This is a genomic window from Paenibacillus sp. AGC31 (assembly GCF_057334655.1).
The window spans coordinates 238811-261918 of sequence record NZ_JBHFJH010000045.1 but is presented as its reverse complement, the minus strand read 5'-3'; the positions used below and the strand labels follow the sequence as shown (position 1 = coordinate 261918).

Below are 23108 nucleotides of genomic sequence, written 5' to 3'. Positions count from 1 at the left end.
GTGTAATGCTATGCGAGCAGCGCAATTCGTCTATGATATCGTAGTTCTCCCGTTGGCTCAGCGCTTCTCCTTTACTAGATTTGGATACCGCTTTTTTAAATAATCCACCTGTGCTTGAAGGTAGTCACGTTCTTCTTCTACACTGCTAAAGGCAGTACGGGGACGTCCTTTCATTGGATTCGGAACATTGTTTTTTCGCTCATCGAACGCTTCCCCGTTTTTCCACTTTTTCACCCACACCTTCAGTTGTGAACAGTTTCGAATTCCTTCGCGTTCAGCTACCACTTTATAACTTGAAGACCCTTCGACATAGGATCTAACCGCATTCAATTTAAATTCTTCGGTATACGTCTGAAATGTTTGTCCTTTTTTTGCCATAAAAATATCCCCTCCAAGTGTCACTTGAACCCTCATGATAACATGAAGGCTTTTTCAAGTGTCTACTTAAAGGGGATAATACCAAATGAGTAAAGCTCACTGGTTTTTTTGCTTTGCCGAGTCTCTCTTTTATAATCCTGAGTTTAAATGCACTCTTCCAACATATCAGGTTCCACATGAACGTGAACGGTGTATACGTCATGCTCCTCCATCAACTCATTCTCCACATCTGTACAGATATCGTGTGCTTGTTGAAGATCCAGCTCTGCATCAACTGTTATGACAACGTCTACTACAACGTTATTGCCATAGTTCCGAGCTCTCACGTCTTTAACCGTCTCTACGCTGTCAATTCCGGCAATCGTTTTTTTGTATTCCTGAATCAGTTCAACATCAAAACCGTCCGTGAGATGATGTGTGGCTTCCTTGAAAATGTCCCAAGCGGTCTTGCAGATCAGAAAACCTACGATGACAGCCGTTACAGGGTCCAGCCATGGGAGGCCGAACTGGGAACCCACGATCCCAATGACCGTACCGGTGCTCACCCAGGCATCGGAGATATTATCTCGAGCTGCAGCCATGACTGCCTGACTTTTAATACGAGTAGCAAGTCTCTTGTTATAGCGATAGACCAGATACATGATAACTGCGCAGAAAATGCCTGTGTACCCAGCGATGATATCCGGAGATTCATGTTTACCCTGAAACACAGAACCAATGGCTTGAAACAGTACTTGTAAACCTACTGCCATCATAATGAAAGAAGCAACAAGTGACGCAACGGTCTCTGCTCTCCAGTGACCATATGTATGATCTGTGTCGGCTGGGCGTTGGGCAAGCTTCAAACCGATCAGTACAGCTATTGAGGCCACAATATCGGTGGCATTGTTTAATCCATCCGCCTTGAGCGCTTCTGATCCGGCCATATTGCCAACAATCAGTTTTAATACGGTCAAACATATGTAGGCGATAATGCTGATGATAGCTCCGCGCTCCCCCAGCTTTAGATTATCGTATTTAAGTTGATCCACATGATATCCTCCTGCAATCTTCAATTCTAGCACGTTTATGATGGTATCATTGATGATTTGTGTGGGTCTAGAGAAACGTTTTGAGTGTGACGAAACATAATCTGAAAGCGGCAATTTTTTTACGGGAATCCAAAAAAGTTGGATTTGGCAAACTTAAGTGATTTATGGGTGGTAAGAGGAAGGCGGCCGACTGCATTTCCTTGTAAACACACTTTCTTGCACCTAGACATAAAGAGCCGAATGGATCGTTTTGATCCACTCGGCTCTTAGCGTTATTTTACAATCATTTGTATAACGTCACTTACCGTTGTTCCACTTCCATTCATAATTCACTGCCATTATTCAGAAAGTGTCGGTTTAACTGGCACCTCATTGGCAAGCGGCTCCGAATCCTCGGAATGTCGTTCGAACATAACAGCGTCAACCCTCGTATAGATCATATCCGCAGGAAGTGTTGGCGGGTCTACCGTTGTAGGCGTAACCCTGGTTAACCGGACATACTCGCTGCCGTCACCCGTAAAGTCGAACGTCCCTAGATTAACCCAACCTGATGAGCCGACCGTTGCATCGATATAGGTGACCTCGGTACCCGCTTTATGTTTCACTTCCACTTTGACATTATTATCGTTTCCCGTCGTATGGACGAGCTTGTAGATCGAGACCGTATATTTCCCCTCTGGGAACTGGCCTTTCCACGTTGCTGATGAACCTTGAACTGTTGAATAGCGGGATTTAACCCCAATTTTGTATCCGGCTAAATTGCTTTGGCTCCACGACCCTTCTGTCGTGTATAACCCAGTTGTATCTGTACTGTCCACGATAACCGTTAGGTCCCTGATCGTGATGTTCAAAGGCGGTGTGGTTAAGGTCACACCGTCAATCGTGACCGTAGCCCATACCTCAATGTGATCCGTGTCCCCATCGAGATCGAGAAGGGTCAACACCCCACTGCTATTCACTTCGGCCAGATCCGTACGATCAACGAAATACTGCACATCGGCCTGTGTTAGATCACCGATCAAACCGTTATCCAAATAACCGGTTACGCTCAGTTGTGCGGTTTGAGTCATCTGCAGCTCGTTCCGATCGGATAGGATCACAGCAGACTCCAATTGCGGTATCCTGTTTGGGTCCACCCACATAATTGCATCGGCAACAACTCTGGACTTGTTGGCCTTATTGGTTAATTCCACGTACCCGCTATCGCCTGCAGCAAAAGGATAATCCCCTAGGTGCACCCAAGTACCATTCGCTGTTGTCTCATCAACTGTCACCGTCTCAGAGCCGCCGCTATGGTAAACGGTAAATGAGGCATTTGTTGCCCAATTTTCACTCGCAGCCGTGATTTGCGGAATCTTATAATACACACTGTAAGTGACACTTTCCGGCAGCTCAGGCCGCCATCTCATTTTGCTTGCCGCTGTGCCGGTCGTAGATTTGGCATACACATAGTTATCATAATAATAATTGTTAGCCGTCGTATCCCTTATCCAGACGCCTTCTGTCTCCGCCTCCGTATTATCCACGATGATGGTTGAGCTATTCTGCCCATCGGGTTGGACTGGAGTTTCCGATACCTGATTCGGCAGATAGAGTGTCCGTTTACGGGTCTGTTTCCCCTCCGATTCCACGTAATACGTGAAGGTTTGGGATAAATCATTCACTCGTATCGACCATTCCATCGGATAGATCGTATCTGGGATGGTCGTGTACGTTGCCCCGCCATCCAAAGAATAATGGATTGTCGCTGGTTTCGTTGTTTTGGCCTGCACATAAGCATCGTAGGCCGTTTCGTCGGGCTTAACGATCAGCATGCCTTTAACCGCATCAATTGGACTGTGTGTATCAAAGTAATAACTTGCATCCGATGTATCTGCCGTTCTGACCTGATGCAGCGGTACATCAATATCAAGTCCCTCTACAATGATCGCGGTGATGCCCTTGCCTGAAACCGTGGCTTGAATGATTCCACCACTCATAACTGCTTGTTCTGGTGTACCATTGTCGCGGATGATCGTTACGGTGTAATCCTGTGCCGGGTTGAACCCAATAATTTGTTCATTTAATTCAATTGGAGTCTGAACTTCATCTGAAGATGCGTTGCTTAACCCGATGTAGAATTTATCCCCGCTCTCACCGGTTATCCAGTTTAATTGAGGATGATTGGTCTTAATAATCCCCTTGGGCATCCATAGCCAAACGTCGGAGTTACCATAAAATTGACCTGGTTTATTCCCATAGAGGTGATATTTGAACCATAAAAAATTCGTTTCAAATACGGAAGGAAACGTAATACTGCCGTTCGATTTCAATGATTGTTCGCTGATCAAATAATCCATCGTTTGCCCGAGCTGCCCCGGGATATGGTGATAATAGATGGATGTAGCCCCGCTTGGGCCTTCCAGAGGAAAGTCCGGTTCAAGTTGGCTAACGGCGAAGCCTTTATAATAATAACCTGGATAACTGGAATATCGTCCAATAACCGCATTATGAGCAATATCCTGCAGCAGTTCATCCCCTGTATAAAGCGACAATCTCAGCATGAACGGAGCTTCCTGAGCATTCATCCGATAATAGCCGGTGGTACTTCCTGCTTCAAACGTCAGTCCGCTCGGTGAAACAAGCCAACGCTCCGCTTGAACGCCTCCGGCAATATCTTCTGGAAGCTTGAGCCTAGGATATTGAAATTTCCCACTTTCCGGCCAATGGAACGACTCCGCGTAATTATATGTCTCCGGCTGAGGAATCGTAACGTTACCTTCAGGAACTGGACGAGCAACAAACATCGTTGCATACCGTTTGGCTTCCTTATAGGCGGCATCCAAGTATTTGGGATCCTGCGTTTCCTCATATAGCTCCAAGATCTCCATCCACAGCTTGCTATAATAATAAATGAACTCATTTTTACTCACATCGACAGATGCAGGCGTATCGATATGTTGCGTGATATAACTATCGGCTGCATCCTTCGCAGCTTGCAAATACTGCGCATCTCCCGTCATCCGATACATCATCAGAGGCTGAATGACAGGCCCACGGTCTTTCTGGTCAGGATCACGTACGAGGTACTCTTCCTGTGCCAGCGCCCCAATTCCTGCCGAAGTGCTCATCATCTGATTGACAGCGGCTACGCTTGAAACATCAAACGGCAGAGTAGCCATTTTCCATAAGGAAGGCACACCGTATACTTTCTTCTGCGTTGGCGACCAACCAATACCATTTCGCGATACGCCATACTGGACGGACGGCAGTGCTCTCGTATCGTATAACTGGTCATCCCCAGTTAAATAATAAGCTCCCAAAAGAACCGCATTTGAGCTTGTTCGGACGCTATCTTCGTTTTCGATATCTATAAAACCCTTGGCACGGCTCCACCACCCGCTGGGTGATGGGACATAATTAACAGAGTCATCCCCTTGCGGCTCAATTTTAAGGAGATCAATCATATTAAACATCGCGTCAGTAAGCGACTGATCTGACACATTTTCCCGGTATGCCGAATAATCGTACTCATTGCGAAGTATATCCGCGTAGGACTCATACAGATTGCTTTTTTGAGCGATTAGCCCCATATGAAATTGATAGGTGCTTTCTGCGGTCATTTGCGAATAAGTCCCTAATTGAGGAGCGTAAAGGATGGGCTGCACACTGCCTTCGTTGTTGACCAGGCTCATGCCAAGCCGTTGTTTCGTCACGCCTCCCGTCGGTTCAAATTCAACCGGAAGCTCTGCCGAAGGTACAAATATACCATACGTCATTAGATTTCCCGCACCATCATTTTTCTCAACCAGGCTCATCGGAGCGCTCAGCTCTCTTAAACTTGTTGATTCCACCGTACCTACCATTTTGGCATGTGACCTGAATCCATTTAACACTTCATTGATACCCGAGACTGCCTCTGTTGTGAAGGACTGATATCCAATCACATAATTGCCGTCGCGACGAGGTGTAAAGGCAAAAGAAACATCTGGTTTATCCCCTGCCATGGACCAGTTCACTTCAAAATCGTAATCACTGCCGTGCGTAGAATCGGTTAATACCGCCGTCTGGCTGTCGGGAAAATGGACCCCGTCGAATGTAATCCAGCGTTTGTTCATCGTATCATAGTAATTGGTTCGGCTCCCCGCATTCCCGTCCAATAAAACCCATTGTTCCTCAAGTCTTTCCGATTCATTATTGATTGGAACCCAGTTCCCTGTCTCCGTGTTTTTGTAGAACATGTCACGAACGATGGATTTACCTTCGTCCCATACTGCATCATAGAAGGTTGCCTTGTAGTTTGCATTTTCGATGCTGCCTTTCTCTGTGTAACTGAGATTCGTTAATGTGCGGCTCCGCAGCGGGGGCAACGGTGGTGCCTGTTGACGGATATTCCCCTCGAACTTGACTGCATCAGCCCGCGTAATAATTGTACCCGTAGAAGGCTGCGTTCGAGTCAGCCTGACAAATTCGCTATCATCACCACTAAACTCATACTCCCCCAGATCCACCCATCCAACCGATGGACCTGACGAAGGTCTAAGATCCATAAACTTAACATCTGTAATCCCGTTATGAACAATCTCAATTTTCACATTACTATCTGCTTTATCCGCCCAATCCAGCTTATAGAAAGATATTCTCGCCGTCCCTGCTTCCAAGCGTGGATTCCAGGTAATGCTTCTACCTACAGCGTCTGTAAATTTGGAACTGGAATTATTGTATCCCTTCACTCCTGCACTTGTCGTCCAATAAGGAGCGGAGAACCCGTTACTGACGTTGCCTGAATCAACAGTGACGACATGATCAATTGTGAGGCTCCCATCATCAATGATGATTGTCTTATGTGGCTCTTTCTGCCTTATATTCCCTTCGAACTTGACCGCATCCGCACGTGTAAGGATCGTGTTTGTGGTGCCGGTAGATCGGGTCAATTGAACAAATTCTTCACCAACACCGGAAAAATAGTACTCTCCCAAATCAACCCATCCCGTTGGTGCGCCAGATGAGGGTCTCAGATCCATAAAGACTACATCCGTCGTTCCATTATGAACAATTTCGATTTTCACATTGCTATCAGCCTTATCCGCCCAATCCAGCTTATAGAAAGATATTTTCGCCGTTCCTGCTTCCAAGCGTGGATTCCATGTTATCGTTCTGCCTGCTGTACTTGTATATTTGGTGCTGGAAAGATCATCCCCCTTCACTCCTGTGCTTGTGGTCCAATTTGGAGCCGAATATCCATTGTTCTCGTTACCCGCATCAGGTGTCACAACATCATTAATCTTAATACTCCCGTCATCGATGATAATGGTCTGATAAGGTAAGGTCTCCGCGTAAGCGGCCCTTATTCCGATCAGGCTGAAAGGAACTACGATCGTCAACATGAAAACGATGAAGAAAAACAGCTTCCTTTTGACCATACAATTCACAGCCTCTCCTTAAAATGATAACGCTTCCAAAAATGAGTTGCATTCTGCCTAATCCCGCTCTGTCGTTATTATCTTAGCATGTTAGATTACGGTGAAATTTCTTTCATTTTAAGAATTTCTTATACGATTTTAAGTAAAAAAAGAAACCTACATCCTAATTGATTGCTCAGTTGCAGTCAGATAGAATATAGGTCTTCCAAGTGTTCAGAGTGATCCAATCAATTATAATGGCGGCTGCACCAATAACAACTTTCCAAGCTGAATGACCGTTTGATCATACCAAGCTGGATGCTGTCGAACATGTTCCATACTTCGTTCATTGCTGCTAGCCTCAAACACGGCCGCTTTGTCAGTTTTCTCATGATCGATCTCGAAGCGAACTGTATGTTTCCCATTGGGGAGCTCCGGCAAGAAAACATATTGATTTCGATTATGATCGTTGTAGGGCGTGAATCGATCAATAAGGAAGGGTTCCCCTCCATCCACCGACACCTTCAATCTGCCAGAATCTGGCCCCCCGATATCAAATAAGCCGATGTGTGTTCCCTCAAACTCCACAGTGACCGTCTCTCCGGGATCAACTGCTCGCCACAGACCAGGGAACAACCAATCGTACTCGCGTACTAAAGGAAAATTATCGGGAGTCATGTAAGACCATCCTGCCGAAAAATGACTAAGACGATCCAGTGGCAGCATGGTTGCATACTCCCAAGGATTGGCCGGGACCAAAATGTCCTGCGGCAAGTGATGTTCGACCTTTCCCACGTGATCTCGAAGTGCACTCATTTTCTCAAACGACCGGGTGATGGTATCTGTGTAGATCTGATGTCCTTCGGGAATCGTTGGATGGATCGAATCATGCGTGAAAATAACGGCTCCGGGGATGGACACGTCTGCCCTTGAAGTAAAAATAAGCTTTCTATCCGAAACCAATCGACTGATCGCTACGCCCAGATGAATCGAAGGAATACCGTAATAATCGGCGACTTCCTCCTGCATAAGAGCGCCCTTCTGGTATTCGCCAGATTGAAATAAATCCATATCCCGCTCCTTGATCGTATATACAAACAGGATATCGGTAAACCTGCTCTGCTTGCGAATCTGTCGGACAATGCCTTCGATCCGCGCCTTGGATTCGGGAACTCCGCCATCGTTACCAACAAATTCAACAAATACGAGATCAGGCTGATGACGAAGCACATCTGTCTCTAAACGGGCGCAGCCGAGGTCCGATCCTGTCCCATCAATGCCTGCGTTCACAGCGTGGATATCGGCATGGGGATATTGCCCTCGCAGCCAATCCGCCGTCATGACCCTGTATCCTTTCGAACGTGTATTACTGCCGCCAAAATAGACAATGGTTACTGTTTCTCCATTTTCCAACTTTTGAACGACATTAGGCAGCCCTCTTCGAGGGAAAAATTCCTTCATCGTGACTTCACCCGCCCTCACCTAGCGTTTTTAGGAGCAAAAAGTTTTACAGCAAACACTTCATAATAAGGCGAACCATGCGTAGCAAAAAAATCAAACCGGATTTGGGTTACACCTTGTGCATGCACCTGATGTTTGTTCAACGAAAGATAATTCCCGCGGACTTTAATTGCACTCTCGGTTCCGTCCTCTAACGTTAGGGTCACATCATAATCCTGGATCAGTGGTTCGATTGGATCGTCGAAATGCTCCAAATTAAGCTGCGAATTGAAAACAAGATGGATTTCATCCAGATTCTTGGGGCTTGCAAAACCAAATTCCAACCATTCCTGTCCTTCTGTACGTTCCGAAATCCAGCTGTTCGGCAGACCATAAGGTCTGGAGAAGCCGTTGACGACATTCGCAGGATTATATATATCCTGGGATGGAACCAGATCCTTGAAGCAAATGCTCTGATTAAGCTTCTTTAGCCTGGATGGCTCTTCCGGTCTATAAAGGAAGCTAACCGCTCCAGTCATTCTCTCTTCATTGCTGTGTACAGTAAGGCCTGCCGTACCTTTCATTACGATGTAGATTTTGTCGTCTGCTGGCTTCTTGCAGCTGAGGTCCAGTGTAATCCAGTCATCATGCCCCGCTGAAATCACCAAATTGTAACCTTTCAGCTCGCTGGTGGGAATATAGTTTTCCTTCCGATCCCCGCCAAAAAGCTTCACTTGCAACGTTTCCGAATACCCGGAACTATTTTTAATTTTGATCTGCACGCTTTCTGCTACGGATGTCTGGATCGGCAAGACCAAACATAACGCTTTTTCCAAGGAGATCTCTTCGGTTGGATGAAGTTGTTCATAACTTCGCTGAGACGAGGCACGAATCGTTAATCCGTCAGCGAAATATGGATCCAACGGCTCTTGAAGGCCTACAATCGTTTGCCCGTCGCGAAGCAGCTGCGCCTGAAGCTCATCCATATGGGCTTTGACTATGTTCGCGGGGTCTGTATCGTATTTTACGCATAACGCAGCAGCCGTTCCTACCGCCTGCCCCATACAACCGCAGGTTGCCATCACCCTTGTAGATCCAAAAGCCACATGGGTAGCACTTATATTGCGGCCAGCGAACATAAGATTAGGAATATTACGTGAAAACAAGCTGCGGAAAGGGATATTATACAATCCCGGCACAAAATTCCATGCTGTGGCCGGTCCCTCATCGTAGATGCCTTTATTTGCATGCAGATCCATATACCAGCCTCCGACGGATACCGCATCTTCGAAATGAGGCTTTGCTGTAAGATCGTTCTGAGACAGCATGTGTTCCCCTATAAACCGTCTCGACTCCCGCTTTCCCGGAATCGGGCATACATAATCCAGGATGAGGTTGTCTACATCATCAAACTCACCGCTATTTTTGATATAATCCCATATCCCGTACACCAATTTCCGCAGTTCCAATGCGATGTCTTCATTATTCTTGATAATATCCATATGTCCGCCGTATTCCAGCCACCACAATCCGCCAAGCCCGTTGATTTTCCTTGGAAAAGACCGATGGTTTAATCCTTTTCTGATACTATCAAAAAACTCCAGCTTCGTAATATCATACGCAAAGCCAGGCTTTGTGTAAGGAACGGAATAGTTTACGTCACGGGCTTGAAACAGAATCGTATCACCCATCGTGTAATGATCTGCCACTTCTGGAGCGAGCTCCTCCTGGTATTCATGCTTCGCCTCTCTTCCCCATCGGAAGTGAGCACCTGCTTGGTATCCAACAATTCCATCCCCGGAGCAATCGATGTAGGTTGAGCTTTCAAAACGAAATTTTCTTTCGGAAGCTAGTTGAAGGCCCTCCACCCATTTGATTCTGCCGTTCTCCATGCCCGTTTCATGTACACATGTATTCAGAAACAGAGAAATGTTGGGCTCATCATACACCATGTCGAGCAAGACCGTATCCGAAAGTGAAAGCATAAGTTTTTTGTTGTATAACGGGTTGTAATGAAAGATCTTCAGTTTGAGTTCTTCCACCAACCCGCCCTCGCGAGCATAATAGGATGGACTGTTTCCGAGATATGCAGACCCATTGATATGAACTCTGACCTCGCTGCTCGCATTTCCACCCAGAACCGGACGATCATTGATAAGTGAAACCTGCAGCCCTTGGCGTGCGGCAGCAATGGCAGCACATATCCCGGCAATTCCTCCGCCTATGACGGTTACATCTGCTTTCATAAGTTCCATTTTGATAACCTCCATGATTAGATGCTCCTATCATGGTAATGGTTTTAGCCCCTTTTTTTTTACAGGATTTCGCGAAAAAATCATACATTTTTTGCATCCTTATTTGGATTCCTACCGTGTCATTTTTATCCGATATTGCTTAGGTGTATCCCCCGTATATTCTTTAAAAAGTTTGCAAAAGTACCCTTCATTGACGATACCTACTTCCTCGCACAATTCCAATAAAGAATAATCCTTCACATTTAACAGCTCGAGAGCGAGGTTGATTTTTTTACGATTGATGTAGCTGATCACGCCTTCGTTCATTGTTTTTTTGAATAAGCTGCTAAAATATGATGGCGCTAGATTCACTTCCTCCGCAATTGCTTCCAGCGTTAAGCGTTGTTTCAAGTTTGTCTCTATATAATGCATTGCACTCATAATTTCTGCACGATGTAACAGTTGGCCCGCATGCACGTATTCAAATGTGAAGTCGCCAATATAGGCGAGCTGCTCCTGAAAAGCCATAAATTCCATGGGGAAGTCTGGAACTTCCGTGGCTATCTTATTCCCCGATTTAAATTTCACGGTAATGTCTCTGTACAAGTCTCTAATCATTGGCACCATGATGGACTTGTGGATTTTATGGTCCGTAACAAATTGCGACAGATCGGCAAGTGCATTATCAAGCTCTTCCTTGGAAATCTTCCTCTTTAGGCGTATAAGAAAATCAGCAAGTTTCTGCTGAAAGTCTGCTTTTTTGTCATTATGGTATTGGAACCGATGCATCGGTGTTTTTACGACTTTCTCAGTATGATAATAGAAATCCTCACTCACATTTTTTGCTTCCGTGTACGCCTGTTTGATCGATTCCCAGCCTCGGTGTGGACTTCCAAAAGCGACAGATACTCTTTTATTCAAATATTGATGCAAATGAGAGATGATCTGCCCTCCCAAGGATAGGCAAGCATATTCCGTTTCCATATCACTGCGGTTATTTTCCCAGGATAAAAAGCCAATAAAACGATTATCCGACAGATCCGCAGCTACCCCACTACTACCATTCATCACTGTTTCTTCGATGATATTTGTTATCGCATACTTCAAGATGTTTTGATCTGCGGCCGCGTATTCGTTTCGGAAACTTTCATACGTATTCATTTCAACGATGAAGCAGCAATAGTTGGATTGAAAGAAATGAAACTGCATGCGATTGGCAAAATCCGATGCCCGATGAGAAGGAATCTCCCCTCGGATCAATTCGTTAAAAAATTGCTTGCGGACTCTGTATTTATTTTCAAGCACGGATACGTTTAACGAGTGAAATTCCGCCTCTTTTTTCTCAAACTCATTTAAAATTCCGGCTGCCTTATCCAACGCTCGATTCAGATCCGCTTCCCTTAGCGGAACCTTTACAATGTACTCCAATACGTTGGCTTGAATCGCTCGCTGAGCGTATTCGAAGGATGAATAGGCGGTCAGCAGTATGTACTGGGTATGGGGGAGCTCCGGCTTGAGCTGCTCAATCATGGAGATTCCGTCCATTCGCGGCATTACAATATCGGATATGACAATATCCGGTTTAAGTTTTATGATCTCCTCGATCCCATTCAGCCCATTATTCGCTTTGCCCACTAGAACAAATCGTCTATCCCTATGAGAGAGTTCATTAAAAAACAATTCCAATCGTTGAATGATCAGGTCTTCATCGTCAACAATGAAGCAGGTATAGTCTCTCCCCATTATGCATCTCCTTTTGGCAATTCTGCCGGGAATACAGCGCGTATACGGGTTATTTCCTTAGGTATGCTATTGATTTGCAGTCCGAATTGATCTCCGTAGTGAAGTCTTATTCGACCATGAATATTATTCAGCCCAATTCTTTTTCTTTTTACTTCCTCTTCACTCGGTTCTGAGATTAAAATATGCTTTATTTTATCAGCTGGAATTCCCTCGCCTTGATCAACAACTTCGATGATAACGATACTGTCCTCCCTGTACGCATGAATCGTAATTGGCCCCTCAATTCCCCCTCCGTTGTAACCATGGAAGATACTATTCTCCACAAGGGGCTGCAGCAGCATTCGAAAAACTGGAAAATCCATCAGTCCTGCTTCGATATCTTCAACCAAGTGGAAGTTTCGGTTATACCGGATGTTCTGGATCTCGATATAGTCCGCTACATTGCGTAATTCCTGGCGTAGGGAAACCTTCTCAGAAGCATCGTCTACCCCGTACTCCAATAAAGAAATGAGCGACCCGATCACCACATCTACTTTCTCTATTTGTCCGAGACGTATCACATTGCTGATTGAACCAAGCGTGTTATACAGAAAATGTGGATTGATTTGAGACTGTAACACCTGGATTTCCAACTTCCGCTCAAGTTCATTATGATGCTCGGCTCGGCGAATAAGTTCAACAATCTGCTGAAGCATACGATCGAATGCCCGTGAAAGATCGCCAAACTCATCGTTTCGATTAATTGTTATAGTCGTTGTGAGGATGCCTTGTTCCACCTGCTTCATTTTTGTTTTGAGCGTATAGAGTGGTTTTCTTATATATTTTGCAACCAAAAAAGAAATGAACAAACTTAAAAGAAGACCTGCAGCGAGAAGCTCGAGGTAATAGGTTTCCAATCTGGACAACGCTGCTTTTAAGCGTGATTCATCGTTGATCGAGATGATGGTCCAGTTGAATTTCTCCGTTGGTTTTTTCAAAAGGGAGACCGGAATACCGTCGTTGGTAAACAGTTGAAGGTTTGTTTCTGTCGTATCCAGAATTTCTTCCGCTGACGTCTCCCCGATTGAAAAAGAATGATCTTGAATATTCATAGGTCCTTTATTTTCAGAAAATCCGGCAATGATCTTACCTGACGCAGTGATCAGAGCCAGATTCATTTGTTCCTGTTTATTAATCTTGAACAAGGTTTCTTCAATGGCATTTAGATCCAAATCAACCGCAATGGCCATAGGAAACGGAGTACCATTCAGATATCGAACCATCGTAACGGTCCAGCCGGAATACTTCGATTTGTAAGGTTCACTAACAAAGGTAGTCCTTCTATTCTTGTCAGCCGCATCAAATAAAGGTGCTCTTTCAGATAAAGGTTCATCAAATATTCGAGTAGGTGTACTTCCACCCAGAATGGATAAATCGCTTTTGATCAAATAAATATTACTGACATAGATACTGTTGAGTTCATACAGCTCCCTTAATTGCTTTTTAATCACTTCGGTATTGTTAATGTTGGCTTTCACTGATGTTTCAACTGAGAAGAGAATCGTCTGGAAGGAGGAGAAATTAACAGTGAAATACTGGTCTACCTTGTCTAGTATTTGATTGGTGTAAAAAATGTCATTGGTTCTTATTTCCTTTTGCACATAGCGATAAGACAATTGGCTTATCAAGATGATGCACCCCAATACAAAGGCAAACACGATAAAAAATAATTTTAAAGGCAAGCTGATTCTTCTTCGCATCGATCATCTTCCTTTTAGTTCCGTTTTAAACTAAGAATAGCATATGCTAATAAAGAGAGGGGCTACGAATAGCCACTCTCTCTTCGTTTATTTTTACTTGATAAGGCCGGCTTCTTTAAATTGCTGGATTGCGGTTTCTTTATATTTCTGCATGTCAAACTTGGTATCCAGCGTCTGTAGGAAATTGTCCCAGTTGGAAAGAGGCTCTTTGCCCGTCATAAATTTAACTAAGCTTTCATTAATGAAACGTGTGCGGTCAGCATCCAAGGTATCGCTAGGGTCTGGGGTCAATAAATTTCCGGGCAGCGTTGGCCCCACATATTGCTGATTGTCCTTGAAAGCTTCCGCCGTCTTCGGATTCTGGAAACTGAAGTACTCCGCATCATCACCACGGCGTGGCATTCTATAATGATCGACCCACAGATACTTCTCTTTCATTTCCTTCGATAACTCGGAGGTTTTATTTTTGATCTTGCCGTCTACGACATCCCAATGAATCCCTTTGATACCGTATGCAAAGTTCGGATAGGCTTCTTCATCCGTAAAAAGATAATTTAGCATGGACAAGATCCGAATGATTTTATCCTCGTCCGCTTTTGCGGATATGGCCCATGAGTTGCCCTGGAACGATTTTCTCTCTACAATTTGATCCCCGTAAGGACCTTTCATCGGAGGGATAACGATCCATTCCGGCACCTCGCCACTAATTTCTTTCATTTTCTGTTGATAATCCGGCTCTAGTCTACGAGCATCTCTGATCATGAAGCCAACTCTACCCTTAAACATCTTTTGGTCCAACAGATCAGGCGAATTCATCGTCACCCAGTCCGGGTCAACCACCTTGGCTGCCATCATTTTATTAATGTAAGCAAGCGCCTCTTTCATTTTGGGGTCGATAAACAGAAATACCGGTTCATTATCTTTTATCTCAACGGCTGAAGGAGGATTGACGCCAAACATCCACATCAAGCTATCAAAGCCGTAGGTTTGCAGATTACCTTCTTTATTCATACCACCGATGAATCCGTACGTATCGTTTTTACCATTCCCGTCCGGGTCTTTCTCTGTAAAGGCTTTCATAACTTCGAACAGCTCGTCAGGTGTCGTTGGTACCTCCATATTCAACTTTTTCAGCCAATCGTTACGGATAAAGAAGCTTCGACTGATACCGTTTACATTATCATAGCCTGGAACTCCAATCGTTTTTCCTTGATAGGACATCGCCTCCCAGGAGTCGTTGCCAAACCGTTTCTGTAGTTCAGGGAATTGGTCCATATACGGTGTCAAATCCGCAAGAACACCTTGGTCGTAATATTGCGCGAGATCAGCACGACTTTTCAAGAAGATCAAGTCTGGAATATCCCCGCCTGCAATGAGTGTATTCAGTTTGGTTGTTGCTTGACCAGCCTGAGGAATCATCATCTCCAAGTCGATGTTCATCTCTTCTTCCAACATTTGGCGTTGAATATCTTCTTCACGTGGAGGTACCGGAGCAGCAGCATTAAAAGTGCCTTGGTTAAACATTGAGATTTTCATTTTGGTTGCAAACTGGCCAGACTGGCCTTGCGAATTACTCGAAGTTGTCGATGTAACTTCTTCATTTCCCCCACATCCTGACAATAGCGTCCCAAGTCCTAAGATTGCCGACAGAATAGCAAATGAAATCTTTTTACGCTGCATATTGACCTCTCCTTTGCTTGTATATTATCACGGTTTCCCCGTAATAAGTTAGGTTGGAACACTTTTTAACCTTTAACGGATCCCAGGAGTACACCTTTGGTAAAATGCTTTTGCAAAAATGGATAAACGATCAATATCGGAACTGTAGTTACAACAACTGTAGCCATCTGCACTGCGAACGTACTGACAGCCCCGGAATTGGCGAGCGAATCAGCGCTTTGAGTTGCAACGTTAAGCAGAATGTTGCGCAAAATCACTTGAAGTGGCATGTAGTTGGAATCATGGATATATACAATGGCATCAAAATAACTGTTCCAATGCCCGACTGCGTAAAATAAGGAAATGGTGGAAAGGACAGGTAAGGACAGGGGTAAAATGATCCGCCATAACGTCTGAAGTTCACTTGCACCGTCTACCCTCGCTGATTCCTCGATTTCACCAGGTAATTGCTCAAAAAAACCTTTGATGATCACCAGATTAAATGCACTAATGAGATTTGGAATGATCAATACCCAAGGACTGTTTAACAATCCCAAAGAGCGGATTAGTAAATAAGTCGGAATTAATCCCCCACTGAACATCATGGTAAACACAATGAAGAGTAAAAACGGACTTCTTCCGGGCAAATATTTTTTGGATAACGGGTAGGCCGCGATTACCGTAAAAAACACATTTAACGCAGTGCCTACAATCGTTCGAAATAACGTAATTTTATACGCCTGCCAGATCCCATGCGAGATGAATACTTCTTTATAGGCCAGAAAGGTAAAGGATTCTGGTATAATCACAATCCCTCTTCTTAATACTTCCGATTCTGGTGTTACGGAGACAGCAACCACATATAGAAAGGGCAGCACGCACAGTAGGGATAATATAATAAGAACTACATAAACGACGGTTTGCCAGACTTTTTCCCCGATTGTCATATGGATCATTCTAAAGACCACCTCACCAGATTTGCCCATCGAATTTTTTGGCGAGCTTATTCGCTGCCAACACTAAAGCAAATCCGATGACAGCTTTAAACAATCCTACAGCCGTAGCCAAGCCAATCTTAAGACGTTCCAACCCTTCGCGGTATACCCATGTGTCGATAATATCGATCTTCTCCTGGTTAAAGGTGTTGGCAAACATGAATATTTGGTCAAAACCCGCATCCAGGATATGGCTTAATTTAAGAATCAGCATCAGAATAATGACTCCTCGAATACCAGGTAACGTGATATGCCAGAGCTGTCTCCATTTGGATGCACCATCCATTCGAGCCGCTTCATACAAGCTTGGATCGATTCCTGCCAAGGCGGCAAGGTACAAAATCGCCCCCCATCCAATATCCTTCCATACTTCAGATAAGATGATCAACATTCTGCCCCAGGCAGGTTCGGTTAGAAACGAGATGGGTTCAACACCAAAATCCTTCAAAATCATGTTAAAGAGACCATCGCCAGGGGCTAGTAAGGCTACCATAATTCCATACACGATGACCCATGATAGAAAATGAGGCAAATAAGTGATGGTCTGTACGATTTTCTTAAACCATTGGCTATACACTTCATTGAGGAGTAAAGCAAGTACGATGGGCGCGGAGAAACCGAACAATAGCTTATACAGCGATATAACAATCGTATTTTTCATGATGTCCCAGAAATAAACGCCGTTCATAAAATCGGTAAAATTTTTGAATCCCACCCATGGGCTATCCCATAGTCCCAAAGCCAGGTTGTAGTTTTTAAAAGCAATCATGATTCCCGCCATAGGAATGTATTTGAATACCGCAAAGTAAATTAAAGCTGGTAATAAGAGAGCATACATCACTTTGTGCTTTTGTATCGTCCTTATCCATGTCTTTCGCTTTTTGGAGATGGGAATGGCGTCCGCTGCCAATTTTGCTTGCATTTCATCACCTCGTCTTTGTTTGTATTTGTATAATAGCACCCGCCTATCGGATAAATTTCTGAAATATCAAGAATTTCTTATAAGATTTTAAGGAAGTGTGCTTGGGTTCGTTCCAACAGCTAATCCCAGCAGGTGAGACAAGAACTTTTCTACTAAAATAAAAAAAAGCCGCTATAATAGCGACTTTCAAATGCCGTATTTATACTTCTCCCCAAAAAATCTCAGTTCACAATCGAATTCAACAATTATTGTTCATCGATCGTCACGCTCCCATCACTATTTTGACATCCTATATACTGGCTTCAGTAATAGCTTCAAAATCTTACTGCCCCAAAAAGCAAATACCGTCGTTCCGGTCCATGAGCTGCGCTTATCTTGGCTGTACTGATCGTTGATCATATAGGTCCGAGTCGAAATAGGACTCTTCAGACCGAACTGTTCCCATTTCTCGGGATCATTCGAACCTCCAAGTTTTCTAAGCATATTTGCCGACTCATGATCTATTTTAGCCGGAATTCGCTCGAATGCTTGGGTGATTTGCGTATGAAACTCGTCGATTGGGTTACGACTGGTAATGCTCTCGAGATGAATGCTTTCACGAATGTAAGAAACGTATGCGAGATGGTCAGCCCAGAACTCGTCGATATAAAAAAGCCGTACTCGCCGCTCCGATGGACTCATCAGTCTCTCAGCTTTCAAAATTCCGAGCCGTTCTTCATATAGAATTCGCCTCTGATCCTCCACCATATCCGAATAACAGTTCAATTCCCGCTGAATATCGAAGTTTTGACCTATAATAACGCGCTGGATATGCTCGATTTTGCTGCGGAGCGCAGGTTCATCAAGAACCTCGTCCTGCCTAGGAGCGTGAAACAGTTTATGAATGCCAAAGCGAAGCATCAACTCGTCCTCCAGGCTAATATAAAATACGGAGGACCCAGGGTCACCTTGGCGTCCGCAACGTCCGCGCAACTGATCATCAATCCGCATGCTTTCGTTCACATATGTACCTATCACGTATAATCCGCCCAGTTTGGCAACCACTTCTGCCTGAGCGGGATTACCACCGCCGAGACGAATGTCGACGCCGCGCCCTGCCATATTCGTAGATACCGTTACCGCGCCTATTTCTCCCGCTTTAGCGATGATTTCGGCTTCTTTTGCATCGTTTTTGGCATTCAGAACCTGGCAAGGTACACCAGCAGCGGCAAGCGCCTTCGCCAGCATATCAGATTCCTCGACGCTTGACGTACCAATAAGAATGGGGCGTCCCATCCTATGGACCGAAGAGATTTCTTGTACAAGCGCCTTATATTTGGCTTCTTTATGGGTGTAAATTCGGTGTTTGTGGTCGATCCGTATGTTTGGCTGGTTTGGCGGGATCTGCACGACTTGTAACGCATAGATATCCTCAAATTCCATTGCTGAAGCGTGCGCCGTAGCCGTCATTCCGCAAATTCCCGAATACAGGCTAATGAAATGTTGAATCGTGATCGTACCGAGAATTCTCCCACCGGCCTTCCACTGCAACCCTTCTTTTGCCATCAGCGCAGCTTGCAACCCGTCCGGCAAATACCTGTTCTCGGCCACACGGCCGGTGTGTTCTTCGATTAGCTCGATTCCACCGTCCCGGACGATGTAATCAACGTCTTTTTTTAATAACGATTCCACATGCAGCGCACAATTCAATGAAGTTAACCAATGACTGTTATGGCTATCGTACAAGTTGCCGCATCCCAGCAGCAACTCCGCTTTTGCAGCACCCGCTTCATTCAAGTAAACGTTCCGCTGGAACTCGTCAAAATCGTAATGCTCTCCTTGCCGCAGCTGCCGGGCCACTTCTGCGAAAAGAACGCCATCACTCTTGGAAGCACTCGAATCGCCACTAATGACTAACGGCACCCGTGCTTCATCAAGAAGCAATGAATCTGCTTCGTCTACGATGACGTAATGGAAAGGACGGTGTACGGTATCCGCTTCATTGAATGCTATTGTGTCACGCAAATAATCAAACCCTGCTTCTTTAGCCGTAACATAGGTTATGTCCTTGGCGTAAGCTTCCCGTTTATCAAACAGACTCATGCCCGCTTGAACCGAGCTTACCGTTAACCCGAGGAAGCGAAAGATCGGGCCCATCCACGCTGCATCTCGATTTGCCAGGTAGTCGTTAAAAGTAAGCACATGAACACCTTTGCCTGTCAATGCGTTGAGATAAGCAGGCATAACAGCAGAGAGTGTTTTTCCTTCACCGGTATGCTGCTCGATCAAAAATCTTTCGTGCAAAGCAATCGCAGCCATAATCTGGACATCGTAAGGGCGTAATCCGAGTGTTCTCTTCGCAGCCTCGCAGACTAAAGCATAAGCATCAACAAGCAGATCATCCAAAGGCTTGCCTGATCTTGCTTCTTCTTGCAGCCGAAGAGATTCCGCTTGCAGGTGCTGATCATCCCAAACTTCCAAGTTCCGTTTCCTGATAAGCTCCACTTTGTCTCGATAATCCTTCAACAAACGCCGGTTATCTCGCTCTTTGAATTCACGTATCAACTTGACGACTACATTCATCGGAATTTGATTCCTCCTTAGTAGAAATAAGTTGTGAAAAGAAAAGACTCCATATGGAGTCTTTTTTGTCGATGATTAAAGTGCCACCAAACCATTCGTTATAAGAGAAACCTACATTACTTCTCCGATGGGAGTGGTGTAAAGAGCAGATTGACCGGCAGGTTGCTTCCTGGTGCGGCAGAGAATAGAATGGTTACGCTCTCTCCAGTTGAACCGGTGCGGTAAAGCACGCTTTGTTCACTTGAATTGGCAACCGCAACGTTACCTTCGGCAATCGATACCAACTGATTGTTCACCAGAGCTACTCCGGAGTACTTCCCTCCACGAGGGTTAAAGGAGATAAGTGTACGCGGTGCAACATTGGTCAGCGTGATTTTGTACAATACGCCGAAATTACCCGCATTGGATGCGTCTGTGTATGCCATTGGATCTGTTCCTACCAGATTGGGATCGCTTGAATTGTCACCAAGTGGCAGACGGGCAGGTTTGATTCCCACGTGCTCATCGTATTTTATAATGCGAGTCGCATTCGGGTACGTACCACGGTTGTGCACTCCGTCACGATCAAGCACAGGTAGCAATGGCAGAGCCTCGAACGGATCTTTATTTTCTTCCACCAGGATAACGTTATAGTCTAAGGAATAATCACTATAAGCGTCCGAATAGAGAGAGATTACTTGTCCTTCTTTCATCGGCGTTTTATTAAGTTCTGTCAAAATCAGTTTGCTTTCCCCAGGTTGAAGGTACTCTTTCTTTTGATCCGCTCCAGTCTGAATCGACTTGAACCATTTATCAATAGACAATTTCCCAGCTACGGTAGCATACGGTGTAGGTCCGGCAAAGCCCATATTCTGTTGTTCAAATACGGCTGGATTCGGATTGTTATTGGTTGCAATCACATACATTTTTACTCTTTTGCCTGTATTGTTCACGTGGTGAATCATGAAACGGGTCTGCCCCGAAGATGATTCTTTATATACAATGCCTTCCGTATTCACAGTTTCCGGACTGTTACTGCGGATCAGCAAACTTGGCTCATCCATGTACGTATAAGGCACTTTCTCCATCGTAGTCACTTCGCCGCCATTAAAGGTGAATTTCTGTCCTACCGGCGTGAAGAGTAAATTAAAATCGGTAAATGAATATAAGGTCTCATTGGTTATGGTGATGACTTTGGAGTACGTGTTCGTAGCACCGTGATTGTCAGTTACCGTAAGAGTCACCGTTTTTGGACCCGGTTCAAAGAACGCAAGTGAATTGTTCTCCCACGCCGCTTTAACAATATTATTTTCATCATCTGTACTTTGGTCTGTGTATGTTATTTTTTCGCCCATTTTATACTCTTCTTTATCCGTGGCGAACATGGCTACAGGAGGAAGATTAGGAGCCAAAACTTCAATCGTAGTTGAATAGGGATCGCTCCATTGACCATTGGAATCCTGTACTTGATATGAAATCGTATATGTACCTGCTTGATCAAATGAATCCTGGCGACCAGTCCAGCGTTCGTCAACGATATCCATTCCATTAGGTGAACTGGAAGAAGTCACGTAGTCTACTTGATCACCCGCAAAAATTTCCTTTTGGGAAATGGTAAAGCTTGCAACAGGTTTTGTATTAAGATTCAACACAACCGTTTTAGCCGACTGATTCACTTTATAGGTGATGTTCAGAGCTTGAGTAATGGAAGTTAACGGCACCATGAATGTACTTTTTTGCTGATAAGCAGGGCCTTTCATCGTTCTGGTCTCTCCATTTACCGTATAGTCCTTGCTGTTAGTTTTGAATCGGAGTTCATCTTCACCACTAATAATGATGGTTTCCTTGGTTTTGTTATCATATTTGACGCCATATCCCACACGGTCAACCAGCGCACGGATTGCAACATAGGATACACCGTTTTTTACAGCCATTGGCTGTCCAGCAAGATACGTTTTTCCATCCTGCTCCATTTTGTTGCTATTCATGTACAACGTCAGATTTCCACCTGCTGCTGCAGGAGACGTCCCATCAATGGATGGTTGCTCTATTTGAGCAGGTGTAGCTGGCGTTTCCTCCTCAGGTGCTTCCTCTTGAGCCACAGGTTTCGTACCCGTTTCGTTTGCAGTGGTCTCTCCCACATCCAATGCAGGTTTCTCGCTATCTGTTTTAGGTGTTGCCTCAGTGCCGGTTGAGGTTTGAGTGTCCTTGGCTTCAGTGGGCGGAGTATTGGTAGATTTGTTGTTGCTCTCCGTCTTCACTTCACGCTCTGCAATCGGCTGCTCTTGCTTTAACACCTCAACTGATTCTACATTGGCCGTGTTTACTGACGCGGAGTCACCTTGCGGTGCTGATTGCGCATTCACAGAACCGACTGCAAATGCTTGAAAAACGGCTAAAGCGGTAAAAATGGATAATTTCTTCTTCATATTCATGTGTTGTCTTTGGCTCCTTCTACTCTCTAGTAATGTATAACCCCTCAAAAAGTATTAGACGCTAGATTTAGGAAAAAGTTTCTAATTGAATTGTAAATTATGGATGGTGCAGCAATTTCGAATGATATAAACAAAAGTTACGTACAGTAAAAAGTCGCCAAAGAGGCGACTTCGAATACAAATATTCTAACAAAACCCAAATGGTAACTCTTCTTCTATGAGATGATGCTGGTCGTACTCCCCCAATTCAATCCCATTTTCAATGAAAGAAATTACTTGGCATCTCTTCCTTTTGTATTAATGTCCATTGTTTCGTATAGGCTCCCTTGGCAAGTACTTTCACATATGTGTCCTGTTCCAATTCTTTACTTGACGAGAAAGTGACCTTTGTTTCCTCCCCTTGTGCTGTGTAACCGGTCAGATTATATCTGTACCGGATCCATTCATTTTTATCTTCCTTCTCGGCTGGTTTATTAATTAAAGCATAAACATATTGCTCCTTATACAATGGGTTGAATTGATCAAACTCACGTTTGAATGTTACATATAGACCTGAGCAAACTACTACTACAATTAATATAAAAATAAATTTTTTCTTCATACATGCACC

General features: G+C 44.6%; 13 protein-coding genes. All 13 read right to left on the bottom strand.

Annotation, left to right across the window (positions count from 1 at the left end; translation table 11 throughout):
- Positions 1-57: 57 nt before the first annotated feature.
- Positions 58-378 (bottom strand): transposase, encoded by a 321-nt coding sequence (locus tag ACE04G_RS27190; protein WP_373865008.1) that lies wholly within the window; start codon positions 376-378, stop codon positions 58-60.
- Positions 379-521: 143 nt separating this feature from the next.
- Positions 522-1409, bottom strand: coding sequence for a cation diffusion facilitator family transporter (locus tag ACE04G_RS27185; RefSeq protein ID WP_221821269.1), 888 nt, complete (start codon positions 1407-1409; stop codon positions 522-524).
- 338 nt (positions 1410-1747) lie between these two features.
- On the bottom strand, positions 1748-6811 hold the full coding sequence (locus tag ACE04G_RS27180) for a golvesin C-terminal-like domain-containing protein (RefSeq protein ID WP_486095197.1): 5064 nt from the start codon (positions 6809-6811) through the stop codon (positions 1748-1750).
- 231 nt (positions 6812-7042) lie between these two features.
- Positions 7043-8251 carry an SGNH/GDSL hydrolase family protein gene (locus ACE04G_RS27175; RefSeq protein WP_449004812.1) on the bottom strand — a complete coding sequence of 403 codons (1209 nt, stop codon included), beginning with the start codon at positions 8249-8251 and terminating at the stop codon, positions 7043-7045.
- 17 nt (positions 8252-8268) lie between these two features.
- Positions 8269-10500, bottom strand: a complete 2232-nt coding sequence (locus ACE04G_RS27170) for an FAD-dependent oxidoreductase (RefSeq protein ID WP_449004811.1) — start codon at positions 10498-10500, stop codon at positions 8269-8271.
- Between the two features lie 96 nt (positions 10501-10596).
- Entirely contained in the window at positions 10597-12207 is a 1611-nt protein-coding gene (locus ACE04G_RS27165) for a response regulator transcription factor (protein ID WP_449004810.1), read from the bottom strand.
- The gene (locus ACE04G_RS27160; RefSeq protein ID WP_449004809.1) at positions 12207-13946 is read right to left on the bottom strand and encodes a sensor histidine kinase; all 1740 of its coding nucleotides are present in this window, start codon (positions 13944-13946) and stop codon (positions 12207-12209) included. Before ACE04G_RS27160 ends, ACE04G_RS27165 begins: the two co-directional genes overlap by 1 nt.
- 93 nt (positions 13947-14039) lie before the next feature.
- Entirely contained in the window at positions 14040-15626 is a 1587-nt protein-coding gene (locus ACE04G_RS27155; RefSeq protein ID WP_221821257.1) for an extracellular solute-binding protein, read from the bottom strand.
- Positions 15627-15691: 65 nt separating this feature from the next.
- Positions 15692-16561 (bottom strand): carbohydrate ABC transporter permease, encoded by an 870-nt coding sequence (locus ACE04G_RS27150; protein ID WP_449004808.1) that lies wholly within the window; start codon positions 16559-16561, stop codon positions 15692-15694.
- A 13-nt stretch (positions 16562-16574) separates the two neighbouring features.
- A complete protein-coding gene (locus ACE04G_RS27145; RefSeq protein WP_036671347.1) occupies positions 16575-17522 on the bottom strand; it encodes an ABC transporter permease in 948 nt (315 codons plus the stop codon).
- A gap of 276 nt (positions 17523-17798) precedes the next feature.
- On the bottom strand, positions 17799-20084 hold the full coding sequence (locus ACE04G_RS27140) for a preprotein translocase subunit SecA (protein WP_339303891.1): 2286 nt from the start codon (positions 20082-20084) through the stop codon (positions 17799-17801).
- Positions 20085-20200: 116 nt separating this feature from the next.
- Positions 20201-22498 (bottom strand): copper amine oxidase N-terminal domain-containing protein, encoded by a 2298-nt coding sequence (locus tag ACE04G_RS27135; protein WP_221821251.1) that lies wholly within the window; start codon positions 22496-22498, stop codon positions 20201-20203.
- A gap of 259 nt (positions 22499-22757) precedes the next feature.
- Positions 22758-23099 carry a YxeA family protein gene (locus tag ACE04G_RS27130; RefSeq protein ID WP_339303888.1) on the bottom strand — a complete coding sequence of 114 codons (342 nt, stop codon included), beginning with the start codon at positions 23097-23099 and terminating at the stop codon, positions 22758-22760.
- Positions 23100-23108 lie beyond the last annotated feature (9 nt).

Coding starts and splice junctions, on each gene's coding strand:
- ACE04G_RS27150 (WP_449004808.1), bottom strand. CDS start 16,561: ATGATCCATATGACAATCGGGGAAAAAGTCTGGCAAACCGTCGTTTAT.
- ACE04G_RS27160 (WP_449004809.1), bottom strand. CDS start 13,946: ATGCGAAGAAGAATCAGCTTGCCTTTAAAATTATTTTTTATCGTGTTT.
- ACE04G_RS27155 (WP_221821257.1), bottom strand. CDS start 15,626: ATGCAGCGTAAAAAGATTTCATTTGCTATTCTGTCGGCAATCTTAGGA.
- ACE04G_RS27140 (WP_339303891.1), bottom strand. CDS start 20,084: ATGAATGTAGTCGTCAAGTTGATACGTGAATTCAAAGAGCGAGATAAC.
- ACE04G_RS27165 (WP_449004810.1), bottom strand. CDS start 12,207: ATGGGGAGAGACTATACCTGCTTCATTGTTGACGATGAAGACCTGATC.
- ACE04G_RS27190 (WP_373865008.1), bottom strand. CDS start 378: ATGGCAAAAAAAGGACAAACATTTCAGACGTATACCGAAGAATTTAAA.
- ACE04G_RS27145 (WP_036671347.1), bottom strand. CDS start 17,522: ATGCAAGCAAAATTGGCAGCGGACGCCATTCCCATCTCCAAAAAGCGA.
- ACE04G_RS27170 (WP_449004811.1), bottom strand. CDS start 10,500: ATGGAGGTTATCAAAATGGAACTTATGAAAGCAGATGTAACCGTCATA.
- ACE04G_RS27175 (WP_449004812.1), bottom strand. CDS start 8,251: ATGAAGGAATTTTTCCCTCGAAGAGGGCTGCCTAATGTCGTTCAAAAG.
- ACE04G_RS27130 (WP_339303888.1), bottom strand. CDS start 23,099: ATGAAGAAAAAATTTATTTTTATATTAATTGTAGTAGTAGTTTGCTCA.
- ACE04G_RS27180 (WP_486095197.1), bottom strand. CDS start 6,811: ATGGTCAAAAGGAAGCTGTTTTTCTTCATCGTTTTCATGTTGACGATC.
- ACE04G_RS27135 (WP_221821251.1), bottom strand. CDS start 22,498: ATGAATATGAAGAAGAAATTATCCATTTTTACCGCTTTAGCCGTTTTT.